Below are 20,276 nucleotides of genomic sequence, written 5' to 3' on the forward strand. Positions count from 1 at the left end.
CCATGGCGCTCAGCCGACGGACCGGGGCCCGGTTCCAGGCGTCGATCTGGCCCGGTTTCGTGGATGCCATGACGGGGCTTCTGCTGGTCCTGATGTTCGTGCTGACCATCTTCATGGTGATCCAGTTCGCCCTTCGCGAGACCATCTCGGGCCAGGAAAGCCGCCTGTCGGAACTGTCCGAGGAAATCGCCTCGCTGAGCGCCGCCTTGGGAACGGAACAGGATCGCTCGGCCGCGCTGGGGCAACAAGTCGGCAATCTCTCTGATGACCTGGGCCGTGCGCGCGCCGAGCTTGCAGACGCGCGGGGCCGGATCGCCGAACAGACCAACGTGATAGACCGGTTGACCCAGGAACGTGACGCGCGCGCCGCAGCCCTGGCAGAGGCCGAGTCGCGGATTACAGGATTCGAGGCGCGCGTCGCCGGGCTTCTGGCCGAACGGCGCGAAGACGAGACCCGCATCGCCGACCTGGAAGAGACCCGCGAAGGGCTGGTCTCACGGAACGAGGCGCTGACCACGGCCATCGCAGAGGCCCGTGACGAGATCGACGCCCAGGCCGAAACCGCCCGGCTGGCCGCGGCCCGTCGCGCCGCGCTGGAGGCTCTGATCGCCGACCTGGAAGACGCGAACACCGCCGCGGACAACCGCATCGCCCGTCTGGAGGGCGAAACCGAGAGCGCCGAGGCACGCATCTCGGAGCTTGAACAGGCCCGGTTGGCCGAGGCCGCCGCCGCGGAAGCCCTGCGCGACCGGTTGGAGAATGCCGATGCAGAGCTGACGGCAATGACCCTTGCGCTTGAGGAACAGCGTCGCAAGGGCGAGGAAACGCTGACCCTGCTGGCCGCCGCCGAGGCCGCGCGCGACGCGTTGGACCAGAACCTCGCCACGGCCTTGCTGGCCAAGCAGCAGGCCGAAAACGCGCTGGACGACGCCCGGGGCAACACCGTGGCGATGGACAACCGCCTGGCCGCCGCGCTGTCGCAACTGGAACAACGCGAGGGGACGCTGTCACAGACCCGCGCTGACCTGTCCGAGACGGAAGAGGAACTTTCCCAGTCGGAGGCCCAGCTTGCGCAGACCGAAAGCGACCTGTCCGAGACGCAGGCGCAGTTGTCCGACGCGGAAAGCCAACTGGCGCAATCGCGGGCCGCCCGCGAGGAGATCGCCGCCCGGCTGACGGCGGCGCTGGCTTCACAGGACCAGACCGAGACCGAGCTGGACGCCGCGCGCCGCGCCCTGAACACGGCCCTGTCGCAGCAGGATGTGGAGCTGGCGCAGATCGAGGAACAGCTTGCCGCCGCCGTGTTGGCCCGGCAACGGGCCGAAACCGACCGGCAGGACCTTCAGGATCGCCTCGCCGAGGCGTTGCTGGCCGCGCAGGCGGCCGAGAACAACGCCGAAAGAGCGCGCACCCGGGCCGAGGCCGCAGAAGACGTGGCTCAGGCTGCCCGATCCAGCGCCGACACCGCCGCCGCGGAGCGTGCCAGCCTCGAAGAGCGGCTGGCCCAGGCCCTCGCCGCGCTGTCGGAGGCCGAGTCCGAAGCCGAGGAAACCGCCACCGAGGCCCAGCGCCAGGCCGCGCTCCTGGCGCAGGCCAACCGCGAACTGGCCGAGGAAGAAGCCCTGTCGGCGGAAAGCCAGCGCCGGGTCGTCGCATTGAACGAGCAGGTCGCCACCCTGCGATCCGAGTTGGGCCGGTTGCAGAACCTTCTGAACATCGCGGATGACGCCGATGCCGAGGCGAACCTCCAGATCGAGTCCCTGACACAGGACCTCAACAGCGCCGTCATACGCGCGCTGGCCGCCGAACGCCGTGCCCGCGCCCTGGAAGAGGCCGAGGCCGAACGGCTGGCCGCCGAAGCCGAGGAGCTGGAGAAATTCCGCTCAGACTTCTTCGGACAGGTGCGGCAGGTCATCGAGGGCCGCGACGGCGTGCGCATCGAGGGCGACCGCTTCGTCTTTTCCTCCGAAGTGCTGTTCGAACCGGGCGAGGCGACCCTTTCGACCGCCGGGGAACGCGAGATCGCCGGGGTTGCCAGCCTGCTACGCGACATCTCCGACGAGATCCCGACGGAGATCGACTGGATCATCCGGGTGGACGGCCATACGGACAACGTGCCGCTGTCGGGCCAGGGGGAATACGCCGACAATTGGGAGCTCAGCCAGGCGCGGGCGCTGTCGGTCGTGCGCTACATGACGGATTTCCTAGGCATTCAACCTGACCGGCTGGCCGCCAACGGCTTTGGCCAGTACCAGCCGATCGCCGAGGGCGACAGTCCGGAAGCCCGCGCACAGAACCGCCGGATCGAATTGAAGCTGACCGAACGCTAACCCTTGCGCAGGGGCGCGCGGCCAAAATCCGGCGCCTCGGTATCCTGGCCGGCCTCGATGATGCCGCGGCGAATGCCCCGGGTCCGGGTAAAATAGTCATGCAGCAGATCGCCATCGCCCTGCCGGATCGCCCTTTGCAGGGCGAAGAGTTCCTCGGTAAAGCGCCCCAGAACTTCCAGCGTCGCGTCCTTGTTGGTCAGGAAGACATCGCGCCACATGGTCGGATCACTGGCCGCGATGCGGGTAAAGTCCCGGAACCCCGCGGCGGAATACTTGATGACCTCGCTGTCGGTGACGCGGCGCAGGTCATCGGCCACGCCCACCATGGTATAGGCGATCAGGTGCGGCGTGTGCGACGTGACGGACAGCACAAGGTCATGGTGGTCGGCGTCCATCTCGTCGGTGTTCGACCCGAGACCCTGCCAGAAGCGGTGCAGCCGCGATGTCGCCTCGGCCTCGGCCCCGTCGGGGACGAGAATGCACCAGCGATTGTCGAAAAGCTCGGCAAAGCCGGATCGCGGCCCCGATTGTTCGGTACCCGCCAGCGGGTGGGCCGGCACGAAATGCACGCCCTCCGGCAGATGCGGCGTGACGGCCTCGATCACCGCGCGCTTGACCGAACCGACGTCGCTGACCGTGGCGCCGGGTTTCAGGGCCGGGCCGATCTCTTGCATGACCGCGCCCATCGCGCCCACGGGCACGCAGAGCACCACGAGGTCGGCATCCTGCACCGCCTCGGCCGCGCTGTCGCAGACCCGGTCGCACAGGCCGATCTCGCGGGCCGTGTCGCGGGTCGACTCGGAGCGGGCATAGCCCGTGACCTCGCCGGCCAGCCCGGCCCGTTTCATCCCCCAGAACATCGACGAGGCAATCAGCCCCAGCCCGATAAGCGCCACGCGGTCGTATTCCTGCGCCATCATCCGCCCTTTCGCCAGTCTTCCAGCGCCGCGATCAGGCGCCCCGTCTGCGCGGCGTCGCCCACGGTCATTCGCAAACCTTCGGGGAAGCCGTAGCCGGTAACGCGCCGCACGATTATGCCGGCGTCCAGCAGCGCCTGATGCGCCCTGCCCGCCTCGGTCTCGTCCGCGAAGCGTGCCAGCACGAAATTCGTGTGGCTCTCGTCGCAGGCGATATCCAATCGGCGCAGCGCCGCCGTCAGACGCGCGCGCTGCTCGGCGTTCAGGGCCACGCAGCGGTTGGCCCAGTCGGGATCACGCAGGGCCGCCTCGGCCGCGGCCAGTTGCACACCGGACAGGTTGAAGGGCTGGCGGATACGGGTCACCACGTCGATCAGCGCTTTCGGCCCATAGCCGAAGCCGATGCGCAGCCCGCCCAGCCCGTAAAGCTTGGAAAAGGTGCGGGTCATGATGACGTTGTCCCGGCTCCGGGCCAGCGCCGCACCACCGTCGTGCCCCCCGGCATATTCGATGTAGGCACAGTCGAGCACGAGTATGACATGACCGGGCAGCCCGTCAGCCAGCCGGGTCAGTTCGGCGACCGGAAGGATCGTGCCCGTTGGATTACCCGGGTTGGTCAGCATGACCACGCGGGTCCGGTCCGTCACGGCGGCAAGAATGGCGTCGATGTCTACCACCCTGTCCCGTTCGGGCACCTTCACGGGCGTCGCCCCGGCCATGTGCGCCAGGATCGGATACATGGAAAAGCCGTGCGCGGTATGGATGACCTCGTCCCCCGGGCCGGTGAAGGCCTGGCAGACGAATTGCAGCACCTCGTCGGACCCGACACCACAGATCACCCGGTCGGCCTCAAGGCCGTGCACTTGCGATATGGCGGCGCGCAGGTCCGCATGGTCTGTCGGCGGGTAGAGATGGGCCGCCTGCGCGGCTTGCGTGATGGCCTCGACCGCGGCGGGCGGCGGGCCCAGCGGGTTCTCGTTCGACGACAGTTTGAGCACATCCGTGCGCCCGGCAATAGCCGATTGCCCCCCGACGTAGAGGTCGATTTCCATGATGCCGGGCTGTGGCGCGATCTTGGTCATCCAGGTCTCCTTGCGGGACGTTCTAGCGCCGGTGCGCGATGGCGACCACCCGCAAATGCAAAGGGCCGCGGCGGTTTCCCGTCGCGGCCCCGGCACAAGACATGATCGGATCAGTTCTGTGCGTAGTATTCGATGACGAGGTTCGGTTCCATGATGACCGGATAAGGCACGTCCGTCAGGCCCGGGGTGCGCGTGAAGGTCGCGGTCAGCTTGGAATGATCGGCGTCGATGTAGTCAGGCACGTCGCGTTCGGTAAGTTGTGTCGCCTCAAGCACGACAGCCAACTGCTTGGACTTGTCGCGCACCTCGATCACATCGCCTTCCTTGACGCGGTAGGAGGGGATGTTGACCTTCTTGCCGTTCACACGGACATGGCCGTGGTTGACGAACTGGCGCGCGGCGAAGATGGTCGCGACGAACTTGGCGCGGTAGACCACGGCGTCGAGGCGGCGTTCCAGCAGGCCGATCAGGATTTCACCAGTGTCGCCGCGCAGGCGCTCGGCTTCGGCGAAGATGCGGCGGAACTGCTTCTCGGTCAGGTCGCCGTAGTAGCCCTTGAGCTTCTGCTTGGCGCGCAACTGCAGGCCGAAGTCGGAGACCTTGCCCTTGCGGCGCTGGCCGTGCTGGCCGGGGCCGTATTCACGGCGGTTGACGGGGGATTTGGGGCGGCCCCAGATGTTTTCGCCCATCCGGCGGTCGATCTTGTACTTGGCAGTCGTGCGTTTGGTCACGGCTGATCTCCTTCGTTCAGGTTTCGAAGGGCGTTGTCCTCCTCCCCGAGCCTGGCCGGGACGACAGGTTTCCCCTTGCGGGGTCCACCAACACCAATGAACGCGCCGGATACGCCGGCCGAACAGTGCTGTCAATAGCGGCGGTGGCGGCTCAGGCCACGAGGTCGTGGCGCAGGATCGCCGCCTCGGTCGCGGAGACCACGCGCCGCGCATAGGGGCCATAGGAATTCACGTCTCGCGCAAGGTCCGGCACCTGGGACAGGAGACGCGAGCGGTCGTCGTCGCCCAAGGTTTCCAACCCCGCGGACGCGGGGTGAAAGCTCTCTGTTTCGACCCCGTTGGCGAAGACGATCTCGTGATCAGGCAGCAGCATGTGGTGATAGACCACCTCGCGCTGGCTGCGATCCACGATGATCGAGCGGTCATTGACCAGGTCGCGCGCGGCGACGAGCACCTCGTCGGTGTTGAACAGACTGCGCGCCGGGGCGCCCTTGACCATGACCCTGTGATCCGGCGACACCAGAAGCCCCGGGTCGGGCACGTCGGCGCCCAGCGCCCCGCGCTGCAGACGGATCGGCGCCAGGTCCGGCATGACGTAGAGCCGCGCCCCGGTGATACGGCGCCGGCCGGTCCAGAGCACCTCCTGGCAGCCATTGTCCTTGGTCTGCACCTTGCAGCCGGCGCCGATACTCTCGACGGGGCGCGGTCCGTGCTCGGTCTCGATCAGGGTGCCGGGGGTGAAGCAGATGACACCAGCGGGGGCGGAAGACTGGTCGCGCGCGGCACGATCCAGCGTATGGTTCACCACCCAGAGGTCGGTATGGCGCGGAGGTGGGTCACCTATGAACATGCATAACCGCGCATCCGACGCTTCGCCGTCGATCAGCGTCACGGTCCATGTCGCGTGGCCGTCGGTGACTGTGAAACCCTGCTCGACTCCATGCGCGGTGACATCAACATCGTCCAGCCGCCGCGTATCGGCCTCGACAGCCTTCAGCAAACGGCGCACGCTCATGGCCGCGCGCCGCCGCAGGTCGGCCACGCCCTCTGCCGCGCCGAGCGGCAGCACATCCGCCGGTCCATCGACCCTTACCGCTTCACCCGTCCAGGACCAGGTCGTCCCAACACCCAGCTGTTCCAGCGGGGCGGACCAGAACCCATCCAGTTCCGTCTGCGACCAGGAAATGACGAACGTGCCCTTCAAGCCCGTTTTCATGCCTGTCTACTGCCTCTGTTTGCCCCGCCTCTGCGTGCAGGTTTCGGCCACATGGATAGCAGAGGTGATTCGCCCTGATCAAGGCACTTCAAGGACGAGGTGCAACTATTTCCAAAAGCGTTGAAAAGTCGCTTCAGCCCACAGGTTGCAAGCCAGCGTCGGGCTAGAACTTGAGATTGAGTTTCATGGACCCGACAAGCTGCCCCTCGGCTTGACCGACGTATTCCTCGGACAGGTAGGTGGCGCCATAGAAGAAGGTGATGTCGCGCGTGCCCTGCCAGTGGGTCCCCACGCGGGCCCGCCAACGGCTGTCTCGCGCCCGGGTGCCGAAGCTCTCGGGGAAGAAGGCGCTGTCGCCCACCAGGGCATAGTCGGCCCCGGCCACCCATTCCCAGCCGAAACCGTCCTGCGCGATGGCGCGGTAGCGCTGGCCGGTGGTCGGGTCACGCAGGTCCAGCGCGCCGTCACCCAGCGCGCCCAGCCGCAGATCCACGCCGACACGCACCAGGTCCTCGATGCCGTGGCGGGCGATGACGAAAGGACGCGCGGTCAGACCGGGGGTCAGCGCCACGGGGTAGCCCATTTCGACCGTCGCGGTCGGATGCAGCGCGTCGCCTACCTGGTTGGCAATCACGAAGTCCGAGGGGCGCGGCTGGTTGACGAGGTCGTGAAACCAGTTCTGCGCATCAGTCCAGCCTGTCTGCGGGCCCGTGGCGACAAGGTCCAGGCCCGCGCTGAGTTGCGCGCGCCCCCGGGCCCAGTGGGTATGCAGCCCGATGCTGAGCGTCCCGGCATAGGCGCGGTCGTCCGATCCGGGTCCGGTCAAGGCGCGGGGCGCGACGATCTCGCCGCGCAGTCGGTAGTCCAGGATCCGCCCCGGCTGCTCGGGCAGGACCCCGTCCCAGCCCGGCCCACGCACGAGCGAAACACCGTAGGAGGAGCTGCGCCAGCGGTCCTTGCCATCGCCCAGGAAGTCGTTGTTGAGAATTCGGCCCCAGCCGAGGGTCTCGCGCTCCTGCGCGGCGGCCGACAATCCAGTTGCAAGCACGAGCACCAGGGACAGAAAAAGGCGGCGTGGTGTCATTGTCTGTGCGACTCCCAGAAAACGGCGCCCCCACGCCACGCCTTGCTTAGGCCAGAAAAGACCCTCAGGGCGAGCGTATTTCTTCCAGCAGCCACGCGTCTGTGTCCCGAATGCAATGCTCCGGCGCCATCGGGCGCCGGAGCAGGCAAGCAACAGGGCTGTCGTCGCGTCCTTGCACTTGGCCAACCTCGCACGGTCGGTTCCCAGAGAGCGGCCCGGCGTGGCTTGCACGAACCATGCAATCCCGAAGCGGACAGCCGCAGCGCGGGACGCGGAGGCGCAAGGCTCAGTAGCTGGCGATCCGCGCGTTTGGCGAGATCATGGCGGCCGCCATCTCGTCAGGTTTGGCGACGCCGATACCCTCCATCAGCACATCGGCGCTTTCACCACGTCCGGGCAGGTAGATCGCGCAGACCTCGACCGTGGCCCCGGGTAGTCCCGTGATACGGGTCAGCAATGCCTTGGGGCTCATGTCGCGGGGCGGCTGCCCCGCGGTGGCGCTTTCGGGCGCGTCCTTGAGAGCCATGTCGCCGGCCGGACCACACAGCAGGACATGAGGGCTCGCGCCCTGGTCGGCCGCCTGGAGCGCCAGCACCATGGCCATCAGCTGGGTCTGCGGCTCGGGCGCCGTCAGGATCGTCACCAGCGTCTCGGGGGCTTCTTGTGCCTTTGCGGGGGTTGCCAGGGCGAGCGCGGAACAGGCCGCGAGAAGGAGTTTCTTCATGGGATCGTGTCCTTTCAGATTGAACGTCGGGGAAAGTCGGGGCACCGGCCCCCGCGGGGCCGATACCGGGTCGGGGAAGATCCCCGGTCAGGTCTTGTCGTGATCGCCCACCGGGCAATCGCCTTCCTCGGCCAGGCAGTTGTCCATCCGCATTTCAAGCCACATGGCGTTGAGAACGGCGAAGGCGGCGGCCAGCGGCAGGCCCAGAAGCCAAGCGAAATACCACATCTTTCAGGTCTCCTTTCAGTAGACGGTGTCGGAGTTTTCAGTCACGTCCGCCTCGGTCACCTTGCCCCAGAGCACCTTGTAGACCCACGCGGTGTACATCAGGATCAGCGGCATGAAGATCGCCGTGACCACCAGCATGATGAACAGGGTCTGGTGCGAGGACGAGGCATCCCAGACGGTCAGCGAACTGGCAGGGTCGAGCATCGAGGGCAGAATGAAGGGGAACATCGTCAGGCCGACGCTGGCGATGACGCCGGTGATGCCCAGTTTCGACCACAGCAGGGTCGAGACCTCGCGCCCCGCCCGCAGCCCAAGCACCGCCATGGCGATCCCGAGGAAGGCCAGCGCCGGGGCGATGGCGATCCAGGGCCGGTCGGCATAGGCGGACAGCCAGGACCCCTGGCGCGTTACTTCGGAAAACAGCGGGTTCGAGGCGCCGTCGGTCGCGACATCGCCCAGCACGAAGCCGTCGATCCCCAGCGCGAGCCAGAGCCCGGCCAGGGCATAGCCCACCGCCGCGACCACCCCCGACACGGTGCCGATGGACCGGGCGCGCCGGGCGACATCGCCCTCGGCCTTCAGGCTCAGCCAGGCGGCGCCGTGCATCAGCAGCATCGCCAGCGACACCACCCCGGCCAGCAGGGCGAAGGGCCGCAGCAGCCCAAGGAACTTGGCCGCGAAGTTGCCCGGGTACATCGGCATCAGGCTGTCGGTCAGGTAGAAGGGCACGCCCAGCAGCACGTTGCCCACGGCCACGCCGAACAGCAGCGCGGGCACCGCGCCCCCGGCAAAGAGCGCCCAGTCCCAGCGGGTGCGCCACGTGGCATCTTCGCGCTTGGAGCGATACTTGAACGCCACCGGCCGCACGATCAGAGCCGCGAGGATGACGAACATCGCAAGGTAGAACCCCGAGAAGCTGACCGCGTAAAGCGGCGGCCAGGCGGCAAAGATCGCGCCACCGCCCAGGATGAACCAGACCTGGTTGCCCTCCCAGACAGGGCCGACCGTGTTTATGACCACCCGGCGTTCCACGTCCGTCTTGGCCACGAAGGGCAGCAGCGCGCCGACCCCCATGTCGAAGCCGTCGGTCAGCGCGAAGCCGATCAGCAGCACGCCCAGAAGCGCCCACCAGATCACGCGCAGGATATCGTAGTCGATCAGTTCATGAAGGATCATCTGTCTTACTCCGCTGGGGTGGCCATGCCGGCATCGGTATCGACGCCGGAGCTTCTCAGGCGCCTCTCGTGCCGGGCCTGCCAGGCTTGGGTTTCCTCGACATCCTGAACCGGGCCCTTGCGGATGTATTTCACCATCAGGCGCACCTCGATCACGAAAAGCACGGTGTAGAAGATGATGAACCCGGCAAGGGAAATCAGGAGGTCGGCGATGCTCAGGTGCGAGGCGCTCATAGCCGTGGGCAGCACGCCGTCCACGGTCCAGGGCTGGCGGCCGAACTCGGCCACGAACCAGCCCAGCTCGGCGGCGATCCAGGGCGTGGGAATGATGGCCACAGCCAGGTAGAGCGACCAGCGCGGGAACTGCATCTGCCGGAACGAGGCGCGCCAGAAGAAATAGGCCATCACCGCGATGAAGCTGAAGCCCAGGGCGACCATGATGCGGAACGCCCAGAACAGAGGCGCCACGCCCGGCACCGTGTCATCGGCAGCCATGGCGATCTGGTCATCCGTCGCCTCGCGCGGGTCATCCACGTAGGGCATCAGAAGCATCGCGTACCCAAGGTTGTCGGAATGCGCCTCGAAGATGTCGCGCACCGATTGGGGTGTCGCATCGCGCTGGTCCCGGATGGTCATGAGCGCGTCATAGGCGATCAGCCCGTCGCGGATCTTCTCCTCGGATTCGGCGACCAGATCGTTGATGCCGGGGATTTCCTGCGTCAGCGACCGCGTTCCGATCAGGCCCATGACCCAGGGGATCTCGACGGCATAATGCGTCTCGCGCGCCTCCTGGTCGGGAAAGCCGATAGCGGTGAAGGGCGCTGGGGCATGGTGCGTTTCCCACATGCCTTCCATCGCGGCGAGCTTCATCTTCTGGGTGTGGCTGGCCGAATAACCGGATTCGTCACCCAGCACGACGACCGAAAGTGCCGCGGCCAAGCCGAAGGCCGAGGCTACCGCGATGGACCGCCGCGCAAGATCCTTGTGACGGTCCTGCAAGAGATAGAGCGCCGAAACACCCAGCACGAAGACACTTGCGGTGACATAACCCGCCGAAACCGTGTGCACGAACTTGGCCTGTGCCACCTCGTTGAACAGGACATCGAAGAAAGATGTCATCTCCATGCGCATGGTATCGGGGTTGAATTCGGCCCCCACCGGGTTCTGCATCCAGCCGTTGGCGATGAGAATCCACAGCGCCGAGAAATTCGAACCGATGGCGACAAGCCAGGCCACGACCAGGTGCTGCACCTTGCTCAACTTGTCCCAGCCGAAGAAGAACAGCCCCACGAAGGTCGCCTCCAGGAAGAAGGCCATCAGCCCCTCGATCGCCAGCGGCGCGCCGAAGACATCGCCCACGTAGTGCGAATAGTAGGACCAGTTCATCCCGAACTGGAATTCCATCGTGATGCCCGTGGCGACGCCCAGCACGAAGTTGATGCCGAAGAGCGTGCCCCAGAATTTCGTCATCTGCCGCCACAGAGGGCGATTCGTCATGACATAGACGGTCTCCATGATCGCGATGAGGATCGACAAACCCAGCGTCAGCGGCACGAAGAGGAAGTGATACATGGCTGTCAGCGCGAATTGCAGGCGCGACAACTCGACCAATCCGATCTCCATTTCGGAACTCCTTGAATGACCAAAATCTCGCATCCGAGATGCGGAATATCGGCTTCATATGCCGATTCCCGGATGTTTTTGTTGATCTGGGTCAAAAACGCGTATCAGGGATACGGATTATTCCGCCCCGGCCGGGGGATGCGTCAGGATGGCGCAGTCAGGCAGATCGTGCGGTCAGCGACTGCGACCTCTTCGGGACGATGCGCGGCCATGAGAATGGCCGTGCGCGGCAGGGCCCTGCGCAGCCCGGCCAGCACCTCTTGCGCCAGCGGGCCGTCCAGCCCCTCGGTCGGCTCGTCCAGCAACAACAGCGCAGGCCCGGTCAGCAGCGCACGGGCCAGCACCAACCGCCGCGCCTCTCCGCCCGACAGCCCGACACCACGAAAGCCAAGCCGGGCCTCGAGCCCGCCCTTGGCCCGCACCATGTCGGCCAGCCGAACGGTTTCGAGCGCGGTCCACAGATCGCTGTCGGGCGCACTGGGCGCGGCCAGGCGCAGGTTTTCGGCCACCGTGCCCGCCACCAGGGCGTGACGCTGTGGTACCATTGCGAGGCCCTCATCCGGCCAGCCCCGCAGCACCCGGCCCGAGTGCGGCGCGATCTGTCCCGCTGCGATCAGCAGCACGGTGGACTTGCCGCACCCGCTGCGCCCGATCAGGGCAAGGGTCTCTCCGGGGGCAAGCTCCAGCGACAGGGGGGCAAAGAGCGGGCGTGCCCCGGTCGCGCGACGGGCCTGCAGGGTCTGCATGGACAAGACCGGGGTCGCTGCCTGTTCGACCGTCGGGGTGTCTTGCCCGTCCGCCCGGTCCAGCATGGGCACGACACGCCGCGCGGCAGAGCGCATCTGCCCGATCTCGGACAGCGCGCGGCGGACCGGGGCCACCGCTTCGGCCAGGGCAAGTGCGGCGAAGATGCCTATGGCGGCGCGCGCCGGACCAATCGTGCCCGCCTGGGCCAGATCGGCACCGATACCCAGTGCCAGCGCCACCGTGGCCCAGCCCGTGAGATCCAGCAGCAGGCCGGTGCGCCGCTCGATACTGTCGAGGCGCGCACGGGCCCGGGCCTGGTAGTCCGCTGCCCGCCGCGCCCCGCCCCCGGCGGCAGGCAAGTGTCCGACGGCCACAAGTTCCTCGCGCGCGGTCAGCAGATCGATCAGTCGGCTGCGCAGGGCCTGCATCCCGGCCTCGGCCCGGCGCGCCGCCGGATCGGCCCGGCCCTGCCCCATCACGAAAACCAGCGTCGGCACCAGCCCCTGCCCCATCAGCAGCACCAGCGCGACCGACCAATGCACCAGCCAGGCGACCCCGGCGGCGGTCAGGCAAATCACCGCCAATCCCGCCGCGCCGGGCAGCACCAGCCGCAGGGCCAACCCGTCCAGCGCGTCGATATCAGCTGTGACACGGTTGAGCGCGGTGCTGGCGCGCAGCCGCTCCAACCGGCGATACGGGGCCCGCAACAGGCCGCGCAGCAAGCGCACTCTGAGGGCAGACAGGGCGCGCAGGGTGGCCTCGTGCGTGGTCAGCCGCTCGCCATAGCGCGCCGCGGTGCGCCCCAGTGCCAGCAGCCGCACCATGGCCGAGGGTGTGAAAAAGTTGAACACCGCGCCCATGCCGATCAGCCCGGCGGCGGCTGCGGCGGTGATGAACCAGCCTGACAGGGCCAGCAGCGCCACCCCCATCGCCAGCACCGTGACCGACAAGGCCAGTCCCCGCGCAAAGGCGCGCGGGTCACTGGCCACCATCAGCCCAATCATGCGCCACAAGGCCGTCATGGCAGGGTCTCCAGCCGCAACGTCCGGTCCAGCCGCGCGACAAGGCGCGGGTCATGGGTGGCCACGATCAGCGCGCCGCCCCGCGCCACATGGGCCAGCAGCCCGTCGATGATTTCACCCGCCGTCCCGGCATCGAGGTCCGCGGTCGGTTCATCGGCAAGCAGGATCGCAGGACGCCGTTGCAGGGCCCGAGCCAGCATCACGCGCCGGGCCTCGCCGCCGGACAGCCCGGCACCGCTCTCGCCAAGCGGGGTCAGGTCGCCCCGCGGCAGGGTTCCAAGGATCGGGGCGACGCGCGCCGCCTCCAGCACCTCGGGATCAGGCGCGGCACCGAAGCCGATGTTGTGGCGCAACGACCGGCCGAGGAAATGCGGGGTCTGAGGCATCCAGCCAAGGCCCGCACGCCAGCGATCACCCGTCTGGGCTGTCAACGCGGTGTCACCGATCCGGAGTTCACCGCCCCCGGGCACCTCGAGTCCGGCCAGAAGGCGCAGGAACGTGGTCTTGCCGGCCCCGCTGGGCCCCGTCAGGGCCAGGCTCTCACCGGGCCGGAGGTCAATGTCGGGAAACCCCAGGCGGCACCCGCCCCGATCGAGGGTCAGCCCGCGCGTACGCAGTGTCGCAGCCGGCAGCGCGCTGGCTGGGCCGCCGGTGCCGGGCAGCGGGGCGCGGCTGTCGTCACGCCAGGCTGCAAGGTCCTCCTGCACTGCCTCGGCTGCCGCCTTGTCATGCCAAGCCGCCGCAAGGTCGCGCAGGGGTTGGAAGAAATCCGGCGCCAGCAGCAGCAGGAATATCCCCGCGAACGGCGACAGCGCACCACCCCAGGCGCCCCAGCCCAGTTCCCCCAACAGCGAGAAGCCGACCCAGACCGCAATCATGGCCACTGCCAGCGCCGAGAATAGCTCCAGCACCGTGGACGACAGGAAGGCCACCCTCAGCACCGCCATGGTGCGCGCGCGCAGGCTGTCAGATGCCGCGGCGAACCCCTCTATGACCTGCTCCCCGGCGCCCACGAGACGCAGGTCCGACAGGGCCGCCAGCCGGTCGGCCAGCAAATCGCCAAGCGAGCCGATCTCGGCCATCTGGCGGGCGCTGGCCTCTTTCGCGGCCCAGCCCACCAGCGCCATGAAGAGTGGAATCAACGGCCCGGCCATCAGCAGAACCACCGCCGCCGCCCAGCTGAACCAGGCCGTCAGGGCCAGGATCAGCGGCGGCAGCACCATGACCCGCAACCGTGCAGGGCGGTAGCGCAGCAGGAACGGCCGCAATGCCTCCAGTTTCTCGGTGGTCAGGGCCGCAAGCGCGCCGGCCCCGCCCAGTCGCGACGGCGCCGTCGTCTCGACCTCTCGCCCGAGGATCTCGGCACGCCGCTCCGCGATCTCGGCTTCGGCGGCATCACTCAGCGCGTGTTGGTCCAGGGCGGTCAGGCCGGCCCGAAGGGTCCCCAGACCGAACAACAACAGCGCCATGGGCCAGACGGCTCCGGACGCGCCGGACAGCAGGTCCGCCAGGACGCGGGCAATGACCCAAGCCTGCGCCAGCCAGACCAGGCTGGCAGCCACCGAAAGCGCCCCGGGCGGGGCGATCCCGAGGAGTCCGTGTCGCGGGTTTGGCGCCATGCGCGCATGCTCCTGTCGTCGTCGCTCGTCCCTTAGACAGGACGCCGCGCATGCGATGTGATCTGGATCAAAAACCTGTATTCTGCATGCAGATTTTCCGAGCCCGGCAGGCGCCGCCTGCGCGTCAGTTGCAGATGCCCTGGATGCTGATCCAGTCCCCATCCGACAAGAGCAACGGCCCCGTCCGGCCTGCCATGGGGTCGGCCTCGATCAGGGGCAACGTGCTTTCACCGGTGATGTCGCGGGCATAGGCAAAGGGCGTGCTGGGCACCTGTGCGGCATCGAAGAGCGCGATGAGCCGGTCCGTTGGCAGGGGGGCGGGCGGGCGCGTGAGCAGGGCTTCGGCATATGCGCGCAGCGCCTCGGGCGGCAGATCGCCGGTGGTCAGCAAGTGCACGGTGGCACGCAGCCCGGCATGTTCCAGCACGCCGACCAGCGGGTCCTCGGCCTGTCCCCGGCCCAGCGCGGCCAGCACATGACCGGCCACCACCGCGGGGTCCTCGGTATCCTCGACCAGGTCGCGGGGCATGACGATCAACCCTCCGGGCAGGTAGAGCGTGCGGTCGGGGCCGTCGGGCACGATGACGATCTGGCCCCCCGCCCCGGGACCCAGCACCCTCTCGTGCAGGCGCGCCAGGGCGGCCGTGCCCAGCGGCGTGCGGCAGCTTGGGCCGGTAAGCCGCTGGATATGCCCCAGCAGCCCGGCGCCGATCTCGGCCCGCTTGACCGGGGGCACGACCGATTGCGCCTGGCGCACCAGCGCACCGGGCAGCCAGAACACCGCAGCCGCCGCCAGCACCAGCGCCACGGCCCCAAGCACCAGGTTGCGCAGCCGCCCCGGATGCGGCCGGGCGCGCTGGATCGTCTTTCGCACCTTTTCGATGGCATCGATCATCAGCGCATCGGCAATCTCGAGTGTCTCGAAACCTTCGGGGTCCGGCGTGAATAACGCCGGACGCTCGCCGGGATTGATCCGCTCGATGGCGGCCAGCGACCAATGGGTCAGCGCCCGCCCGGCGCTGTCGGTGATCACGAGGGTGGCATCGCCAAAGGTCAGGATCACCTCGCGCCGCTGATCCTGAGGATCGGCGCGCCAGAGACCTTCGCTCTCCAGCCGTGCGAATTCCTTGAGTGCCGTCATCTGAGGGGCCTGCCCTGCCGCCTTGTCGCGGCACAGAATAGGACAGATCGCATCCGGATGCTACTTGAACTGCCTGCGCCGCCCGAACTTCCCGATCTGCCCGATCGAGGTCTTGGCAAGGTGCCCAAAGACCATCTTCTTCAGCAAAATGAAATCGGCCAGCCCTTGGCGGGCAAAGCGACCGGGCCCGCCGGCTTGCAGCGATGATGGTCCTGCTTCATCCTTATAATTGCACCGGATCATCCGCCCCGTTTGCAGCCCGGTGTGGGCACCAAGCGGCAAAGCCGCGCGCCGCATGCGGCCTGCCACCCTGCGCTGCGGCGAGGGGCGCCTCGCCTCGCGGTTCTCCGCGACGGACCTTCGGGACCTGCGAAAACCCGTTCCCAGCCACCGCCAAAGCCCCTAGGTTGCCGCCATGATCGTGTCACGCGGGCGCCGCTACATCTTCGTGCATATCCCCAAGACCGGCGGCACCTCCATGGCGCTGGCGCTGGAAGACCGTGCCATGGCCGATGACGTGCTGGTGGGCGACACCCCCAAGGCGCGACGGAGGCGCAAGCGGCTCAAGGGAGTCGAAACCGCCGGGCGGCTCTGGAAGCACTCGACGCTGGCCGAGGCCGAGGGCCTCATCACGCGGGCCGAGATGGCGGAGCTGTTCACCTTTGCCCTTGTCCGCAATCCCTGGGATCGGATGGTCAGCTATTACCACTGGCTGCAAAACCAGGAGTTCGACCACCCGCAGGTGGCGCTGGCCCGGGCCCTGCCCTTTTCACTGTTCCTGCACCACGAGGCGACCGAGCACGCGATCCGGTCCAGCCCCTACCGCCACTACATGACCGATGGCGCCGGTCAGGAGCACTGCAATCTCTACATCCGGCTGGAACACTGGGCCGAGGACGCCGCGCCGCTGCGGGCGCATCTGGGGTTCGAACCGGTGATGCCCCATAGCAACGCATCGGACCGGGAACCGGATTGGCGCAGGTATTATACCGATGATGACGCTGCCTACCTGGCCGAACTCTGCGCCGAGGATATCGCGCGCTTCGGCTACGGCTTCGACGACAGCGCCTGAGGCGGCCCCATGTTTCCCCCAACGCCGGGGCTTGAGACTGGAGGCCAGTGCGCGGACCCGGGACAGGAGGTGTTCTTGAGCCAAAGGGTCCGGGTGCATTCACCGACACCGCCTGCTGCGCTTCACAGCTTGACGAACGAGGCGGAGGCAAACGGGCAACGCGTGGGATAATACCCGGCAACCGCAGGGGTTTGCGCTGGGGAAACACTCTGCAAGCCTGCGGACCACAGATGGCGCTCTATTACCGCGGGCAGCGCGGATCCTGTTCGGCAGGCTCAAGGATTGGCCGCGCCGCGCGACGGGCCATGACCACAAATCGCCCCCTTCCGGCCCTGACATTTCCGTACGCGCTGGCTAGAAACATGGTCAGGGCAAGCAGAGGGCAGGCAGTTCATGATCGAGGCGCCGGTTTCGCGCATCTTCCTGATCGGGTTCAATCGCTGCGGCGGGGCTTGGTTCCGGGATGCCTTTCAGGCGGCGGGGGTGCGCTGGCGGCATGACCGCACGGGTGAGCTTGCCGCGGATATCGCCTGGCACGCGGCGGCGGGCACCCGCCCTCTGGAACGCTGGCCGCGACTGGTCGGCATTTCCGGGCTGCAACGCTGGAACAAGCCGCATCTGCCGAAGGTCGAGGCCTTTCGCCATTTCGCCTTCCTCGAGACTCAGTTTCCCGATGCCCTGTTCATCTACAACGATCGAGACCCGGCCGACTGGATCGCCAGCCGATTCTTTCAACGCGAGGGGCGCTTTGCCGACTGCGAGGCGCGGCACGAGGGGTGTCATCGGCGCGATCTGCCGCAGATCTGGCTCAAGGATCGGGCGGCGCACAAGCTGCGGGTGCTGCGGCATTTCGAAGGCAACCCCCGGTTTCTGCATTTCGACCTGAGCCACGATCCGGACGCGAAACTGGTGAACTGGGCCGCGCCCTGGGTGCGACTGGGCGAACTGCCAGCCGACCGCGGCGTCGAGAGTGCGGCCAGGAACGTGGTCCAGATCGATGCCCTTGCCGAGGACCTGCACACCCGCGCCCGGCGTCCACGCCACCGGCCGGGCCGGCCCGACAGCGGCTTCGTCGACGCGGTGGCGGCGCATTGCCTTGGCACGGCCGCCGAGGCCGGCGACAACGGCGCGCTAAGCCCGGCCGCCGCCTTCTGGACGCCGGACGGAACCATAGAGGCCAAGCTCGGCCATCCGCTGCCCCTGTTGCGCTCGGGCGACGGGCCCTACCTGGCGGAACGATCCGACCAGGCGCGCGACCGGGTGCAGGCGGTCGTGAACGGATTGCTAGAGCTGGGCGCGCATCCGCCCCTGACAATCGACATGCAGGACGCGCGCGAGGCGGGCACCGGCGGCCGGCCCGTGCCCGCGCAGCGCACCCTGGTCTACAACCGCCGCCCCGGGGCGGCGAACCTGGTGCTGTGGCCCCTGCCCGGCTATCACGACCTGGCGCCCGAGGGGCGGCCAGGGGCCTTTGCCGCCGACGAGGTTGCCTTCGAGGACAAGCCGGACCTCTGCCTGTGGTTCGGCAACCTGACCGGCAAGCCCTTGCCGCATCTGGCCCCGGGGCTGGGCCAGCGCCGGATGGCGCATCACTACCTTCGGGAACTGGCGCAGGGGCCGGATGACGCCATGCGCCAGCAGATCGGCCAGGCCCTGTCAGCGGTGACGCGGTATCGCGTGGTCTCGCGCCTGCACGGACGGCCCGGCTTCGAGATGGGCTTCGTCCTGCCGCCCAAGCATGAAAAGGCGGGCGAGGACCGGATGCTTGCACATCTCGTGACCCGGCGCGTCCCGGACACCTGGGTGCAGCAGGGTCGCTACGTGCTGTCGCTGTCGGGGAATGACACGGGATCGAATTTCCTCTCGGCCGCGGCCTCGAACGCCGTCGTGCTCAAGGAAGAGGACGAGTGGGAGCTGTTCTATACGGCCGCCTTCCGCCCGTGGGAGCACTACATTCCACTGGCCCCTGGCGGCGACGACATCGAAGACCGTCTGGACTGGGCGCGGTCGCACCCCGGGCACTGCAAGGAAATCGCCGCGGCCTCGCGCGCGTTGGTGGCGAAATTCGCCGCCCCCGAAAACCGGCGCGCCTGGATGGCCGCGGTTCTGGAGGTGCTGGGGGCGCGCCGGGCGCCCCCGTGAATTCCGACCGGATCAGCCGAGAACCTTGGCAACGGCCCTGGCGGTCTTGTCCGCGATCTCGTCGGCCTCGGCCCGGGTCAGGCAGAGCGGCGGTGCAAAGCCAAGGATATCGCCCTGCGGCATGGCCCGGGCGATCACCCCCTGTTCCAGCAGCGCGCCCACGATTCCCGCCCCGACCTTGTCGGCCGGGTCGAAGAAGGTCTGGCTGCCGGGGTCCTTCATAAGTTCCACGGCACAGAGCATCCCCGCGCCGCGCACCTCGCCAAGGTTGGCATGATCGCCCAGCGCCTCGGTCATGACGCGGTTGAGATAGGCGCCGGTCTCGCCTGCGTTCTGCACCAGGTTCAACTCGTCGATCAGCTTCAGGTTGGCGACACCGGCGGCCGCCCCGATCGGATGCGCCGAATAGGTCCAGCCATGGCCGATGGGGCCGTTTTCGTCCGTGCCCTGTTCGAGCACCCGCCAGACCTTGTCGCCCACGATGGACCCCGACAGCGGCGCGTAGGCGCTCGTCAGTCCTTTGGCGATGGTGATGATGTCCGGCTCGATCCCGTAATGTGTGGAGCCGAACATGGTGCCCAACCGCCCGAAGCCCGTCACGACCTCGTCGGCGATCAGCAGGATGTCATGCTTTTTCAGAACGGGCTGGATCGCTTCCCAGTAACCGGCGGGCGGGGGCACGATGCCACCGGTGCCCAACAGCGGTTCGGCGATGAAAGCGCCGATGGTATCCGCGCCCTCGCGGTCGATCAGCGCCTCCAGCTCGGCGGCGCACCAGGCGCTGAAGGCCTCTTCGCTCATGTCGGGATTGGGACGGCGCAGGTAGTAGGGCGCCTCGGTGTGGATGACCTGGGCCAGTGGCAGGTCGAACTTGCGGTGAAACAGGTCCAGCCCGGTCAGTGACCCGGTCATCAGCCCCGACCCGTGGTAGCCACGCCAGCGGCTGATGATCTTCTTCTTTTCCGGGCGGCCCAGGATGTTGTTGTAGTACCAAAGCAGCTTGATGTTGGTCTCGTTCGCGTCCGATCCGCCCAGGCCGAAATAGACCTTTGACATGTTCGCGGGCGCCCGGTCGAGGATCATCTTGGCCAGGGTGATCGAGGCCTCAGTACCATGGCCCACGTAGGCATGGTAATAGGCCAGTTCTCGGGCCTGTTCGGCGATGGCCTCGGCGATCTCGGGGCGACCGTAGCCCACGTTGACGCAATAGAGCCCGGCGAAGGCATCGAGCAGCCTGTTGCCCTCGCGATCCTCGATATGGCACCCCTGCCCGCCGGTGATGACGCGCTGGGGCGCCTCGCCGCGCGCGAAGCCGGCCAGATGGGTCGAGGGATGGAAAAAGTTGTCCCGATCCCACTGTTCAAGCATGTCGTTCTTCAGCATTTTCGTCCTTTCGCTTGCCGGGGGTGAAGGAAATTCTGGA

At 67.5% G+C, this 20,276-nt stretch carries 17 protein-coding genes; 4 read left to right on the forward strand and 13 right to left on the reverse strand.

From position 1 onward, the window contains the following. The first annotated feature begins 2 nt into the window (after nucleotides 1–2). A complete protein-coding gene (locus tag VJ897_RS04760; protein WP_324053740.1) occupies nucleotides 3–2,330 on the forward strand; it encodes a peptidoglycan -binding protein in 2,328 nt (775 codons plus the stop codon). Here VJ897_RS04760 and VJ897_RS04765 read toward each other — a convergent pair. The 12 genes from VJ897_RS04765 to VJ897_RS04820 all read right to left on the reverse strand — a co-directional run bounded on the left by VJ897_RS04765 (nucleotide 2,327) and on the right by VJ897_RS04820 (nucleotide 15,639). Next, a complete protein-coding gene (locus tag VJ897_RS04765) occupies nucleotides 2,327–3,247 on the reverse strand; it encodes a prephenate/arogenate dehydrogenase family protein (RefSeq protein WP_324053741.1) in 921 nt (306 codons plus the stop codon). The two genes, VJ897_RS04760 and VJ897_RS04765, sit on opposite strands and share 4 nt — an antisense overlap. Beyond that, the gene (gene hisC / locus VJ897_RS04770) at nucleotides 3,247–4,329 is read right to left on the reverse strand and encodes a histidinol-phosphate transaminase (RefSeq protein WP_324053742.1); all 1,083 of its coding nucleotides are present in this window, start codon (nucleotides 4,327–4,329) and stop codon (nucleotides 3,247–3,249) included. The genes VJ897_RS04765 and hisC overlap by 1 nt, the downstream gene beginning before the upstream one ends. A gap of 110 nt (nucleotides 4,330–4,439) precedes the next feature. Then, nucleotides 4,440–5,060, reverse strand: a complete 621-nt coding sequence (gene rpsD, locus VJ897_RS04775; RefSeq protein WP_324053744.1) for a 30S ribosomal protein S4 — start codon at nucleotides 5,058–5,060, stop codon at nucleotides 4,440–4,442. A gap of 151 nt (nucleotides 5,061–5,211) precedes the next feature. Further along, nucleotides 5,212–6,276 carry a Hint domain-containing protein gene (locus VJ897_RS04780; RefSeq protein ID WP_324053745.1) on the reverse strand — a complete coding sequence of 355 codons (1,065 nt, stop codon included), beginning with the start codon at nucleotides 6,274–6,276 and terminating at the stop codon, nucleotides 5,212–5,214. A gap of 163 nt (nucleotides 6,277–6,439) precedes the next feature. Beyond that, nucleotides 6,440–7,360, reverse strand: coding sequence for a lipid A-modifier LpxR family protein (locus VJ897_RS04785; protein ID WP_324053746.1), 921 nt, complete (start codon nucleotides 7,358–7,360; stop codon nucleotides 6,440–6,442). A 286-nt stretch (nucleotides 7,361–7,646) separates the two neighbouring features. Then, a complete protein-coding gene (locus VJ897_RS04790; protein ID WP_324053747.1) occupies nucleotides 7,647–8,084 on the reverse strand; it encodes a DsrE family protein in 438 nt (145 codons plus the stop codon). 87 nt (nucleotides 8,085–8,171) lie between these two features. Then, complete coding sequence (gene cydX, locus VJ897_RS04795) at nucleotides 8,172–8,312, reverse strand: cytochrome bd-I oxidase subunit CydX (protein ID WP_324053748.1); 141 nt, start codon at nucleotides 8,310–8,312, stop codon at nucleotides 8,172–8,174. A 15-nt stretch (nucleotides 8,313–8,327) separates the two neighbouring features. Continuing rightward, nucleotides 8,328–9,488 carry a cytochrome d ubiquinol oxidase subunit II gene (cydB, locus tag VJ897_RS04800; protein ID WP_324053750.1) on the reverse strand — a complete coding sequence of 387 codons (1,161 nt, stop codon included), beginning with the start codon at nucleotides 9,486–9,488 and terminating at the stop codon, nucleotides 8,328–8,330. 5 nt (nucleotides 9,489–9,493) lie between these two features. Continuing rightward, nucleotides 9,494–11,110, reverse strand: a complete 1,617-nt coding sequence (locus VJ897_RS04805) for a cytochrome ubiquinol oxidase subunit I (RefSeq protein WP_324053752.1) — start codon at nucleotides 11,108–11,110, stop codon at nucleotides 9,494–9,496. Between the two features lie 143 nt (nucleotides 11,111–11,253). Beyond that, entirely contained in the window at nucleotides 11,254–12,861 is a 1,608-nt protein-coding gene (locus tag VJ897_RS04810) for an amino acid ABC transporter ATP-binding/permease protein (protein WP_324053754.1), read from the reverse strand. A 14-nt stretch (nucleotides 12,862–12,875) separates the two neighbouring features. Further along, on the reverse strand, nucleotides 12,876–14,498 hold the full coding sequence (cydD, locus tag VJ897_RS04815; RefSeq protein ID WP_324053755.1) for a thiol reductant ABC exporter subunit CydD: 1,623 nt from the start codon (nucleotides 14,496–14,498) through the stop codon (nucleotides 12,876–12,878). 124 nt (nucleotides 14,499–14,622) lie between these two features. Continuing rightward, on the reverse strand, nucleotides 14,623–15,639 hold the full coding sequence (locus tag VJ897_RS04820; RefSeq protein WP_324053757.1) for a hypothetical protein: 1,017 nt from the start codon (nucleotides 15,637–15,639) through the stop codon (nucleotides 14,623–14,625). Nucleotides 15,640–15,696: 57 nt separating this feature from the next. On the opposite strand from VJ897_RS04820, the gene VJ897_RS04825 reads away from it, so the two are divergent. From VJ897_RS04825 to VJ897_RS04835, 3 genes are all read left to right on the forward strand, one after another. After that, entirely contained in the window at nucleotides 15,697–15,846 is a 150-nt protein-coding gene (locus tag VJ897_RS04825; RefSeq protein ID WP_324053759.1) for a hypothetical protein, read from the forward strand. A gap of 208 nt (nucleotides 15,847–16,054) precedes the next feature. Further along, on the forward strand, nucleotides 16,055–16,711 hold the full coding sequence (locus VJ897_RS04830; RefSeq protein WP_324053761.1) for a sulfotransferase family 2 domain-containing protein: 657 nt from the start codon (nucleotides 16,055–16,057) through the stop codon (nucleotides 16,709–16,711). Between the two features lie 393 nt (nucleotides 16,712–17,104). Further along, complete coding sequence (locus tag VJ897_RS04835) at nucleotides 17,105–18,853, forward strand: glycosyl transferase family 90 (RefSeq protein WP_324053763.1); 1,749 nt, start codon at nucleotides 17,105–17,107, stop codon at nucleotides 18,851–18,853. A 12-nt stretch (nucleotides 18,854–18,865) separates the two neighbouring features. Here the strand turns inward: VJ897_RS04835 and VJ897_RS04840 are convergent, their stop codons facing one another. Next, the gene (locus tag VJ897_RS04840) at nucleotides 18,866–20,236 is read right to left on the reverse strand and encodes an aspartate aminotransferase family protein (RefSeq protein ID WP_324053765.1); all 1,371 of its coding nucleotides are present in this window, start codon (nucleotides 20,234–20,236) and stop codon (nucleotides 18,866–18,868) included. Nucleotides 20,237–20,276: the final 40 nt, after the last annotated feature.

The sequence above is a fragment of the Salibaculum sp. genome, from assembly GCF_035270045.1.
Taxonomy (GTDB): domain Bacteria; phylum Pseudomonadota; class Alphaproteobacteria; order Rhodobacterales; family Rhodobacteraceae; genus Salibaculum.

Excerpts from the sequence above, each read along its gene's own strand:
- VJ897_RS04760 (WP_324053740.1), top strand. The coding sequence starts at position 3 with ATGGCGCTCAGCCGACGGACCGGGGCCCGGTTCCAGGCGTCGATCTGG.
- VJ897_RS04765 (WP_324053741.1), bottom strand. The coding sequence starts at position 3,247 with ATGGCGCAGGAATACGACCGCGTGGCGCTTATCGGGCTGGGGCTGATT.
- hisC (WP_324053742.1), bottom strand. The coding sequence starts at position 4,329 with ATGACCAAGATCGCGCCACAGCCCGGCATCATGGAAATCGACCTCTAC.
- VJ897_RS04780 (WP_324053745.1), bottom strand. The coding sequence starts at position 6,276 with ATGAAAACGGGCTTGAAGGGCACGTTCGTCATTTCCTGGTCGCAGACG.
- VJ897_RS04785 (WP_324053746.1), bottom strand. The coding sequence starts at position 7,360 with ATGACACCACGCCGCCTTTTTCTGTCCCTGGTGCTCGTGCTTGCAACT.
- VJ897_RS04790 (WP_324053747.1), bottom strand. The coding sequence starts at position 8,084 with ATGAAGAAACTCCTTCTCGCGGCCTGTTCCGCGCTCGCCCTGGCAACC.
- cydX (WP_324053748.1), bottom strand. The coding sequence starts at position 8,312 with ATGTGGTATTTCGCTTGGCTTCTGGGCCTGCCGCTGGCCGCCGCCTTC.
- cydB (WP_324053750.1), bottom strand. The coding sequence starts at position 9,488 with ATGATCCTTCATGAACTGATCGACTACGATATCCTGCGCGTGATCTGG.
- VJ897_RS04805 (WP_324053752.1), bottom strand. The coding sequence starts at position 11,110 with ATGGAGATCGGATTGGTCGAGTTGTCGCGCCTGCAATTCGCGCTGACA.
- VJ897_RS04810 (WP_324053754.1), bottom strand. The coding sequence starts at position 12,861 with ATGATTGGGCTGATGGTGGCCAGTGACCCGCGCGCCTTTGCGCGGGGA.
- cydD (WP_324053755.1), bottom strand. The coding sequence starts at position 14,498 with ATGGCGCCAAACCCGCGACACGGACTCCTCGGGATCGCCCCGCCCGGG.
- VJ897_RS04820 (WP_324053757.1), bottom strand. The coding sequence starts at position 15,639 with ATGACGGCACTCAAGGAATTCGCACGGCTGGAGAGCGAAGGTCTCTGG.
- VJ897_RS04825 (WP_324053759.1), top strand. The coding sequence starts at position 15,697 with ATGCTACTTGAACTGCCTGCGCCGCCCGAACTTCCCGATCTGCCCGAT.
- VJ897_RS04830 (WP_324053761.1), top strand. The coding sequence starts at position 16,055 with ATGATCGTGTCACGCGGGCGCCGCTACATCTTCGTGCATATCCCCAAG.
- VJ897_RS04835 (WP_324053763.1), top strand. The coding sequence starts at position 17,105 with ATGATCGAGGCGCCGGTTTCGCGCATCTTCCTGATCGGGTTCAATCGC.
- VJ897_RS04840 (WP_324053765.1), bottom strand. The coding sequence starts at position 20,236 with ATGCTGAAGAACGACATGCTTGAACAGTGGGATCGGGACAACTTTTTC.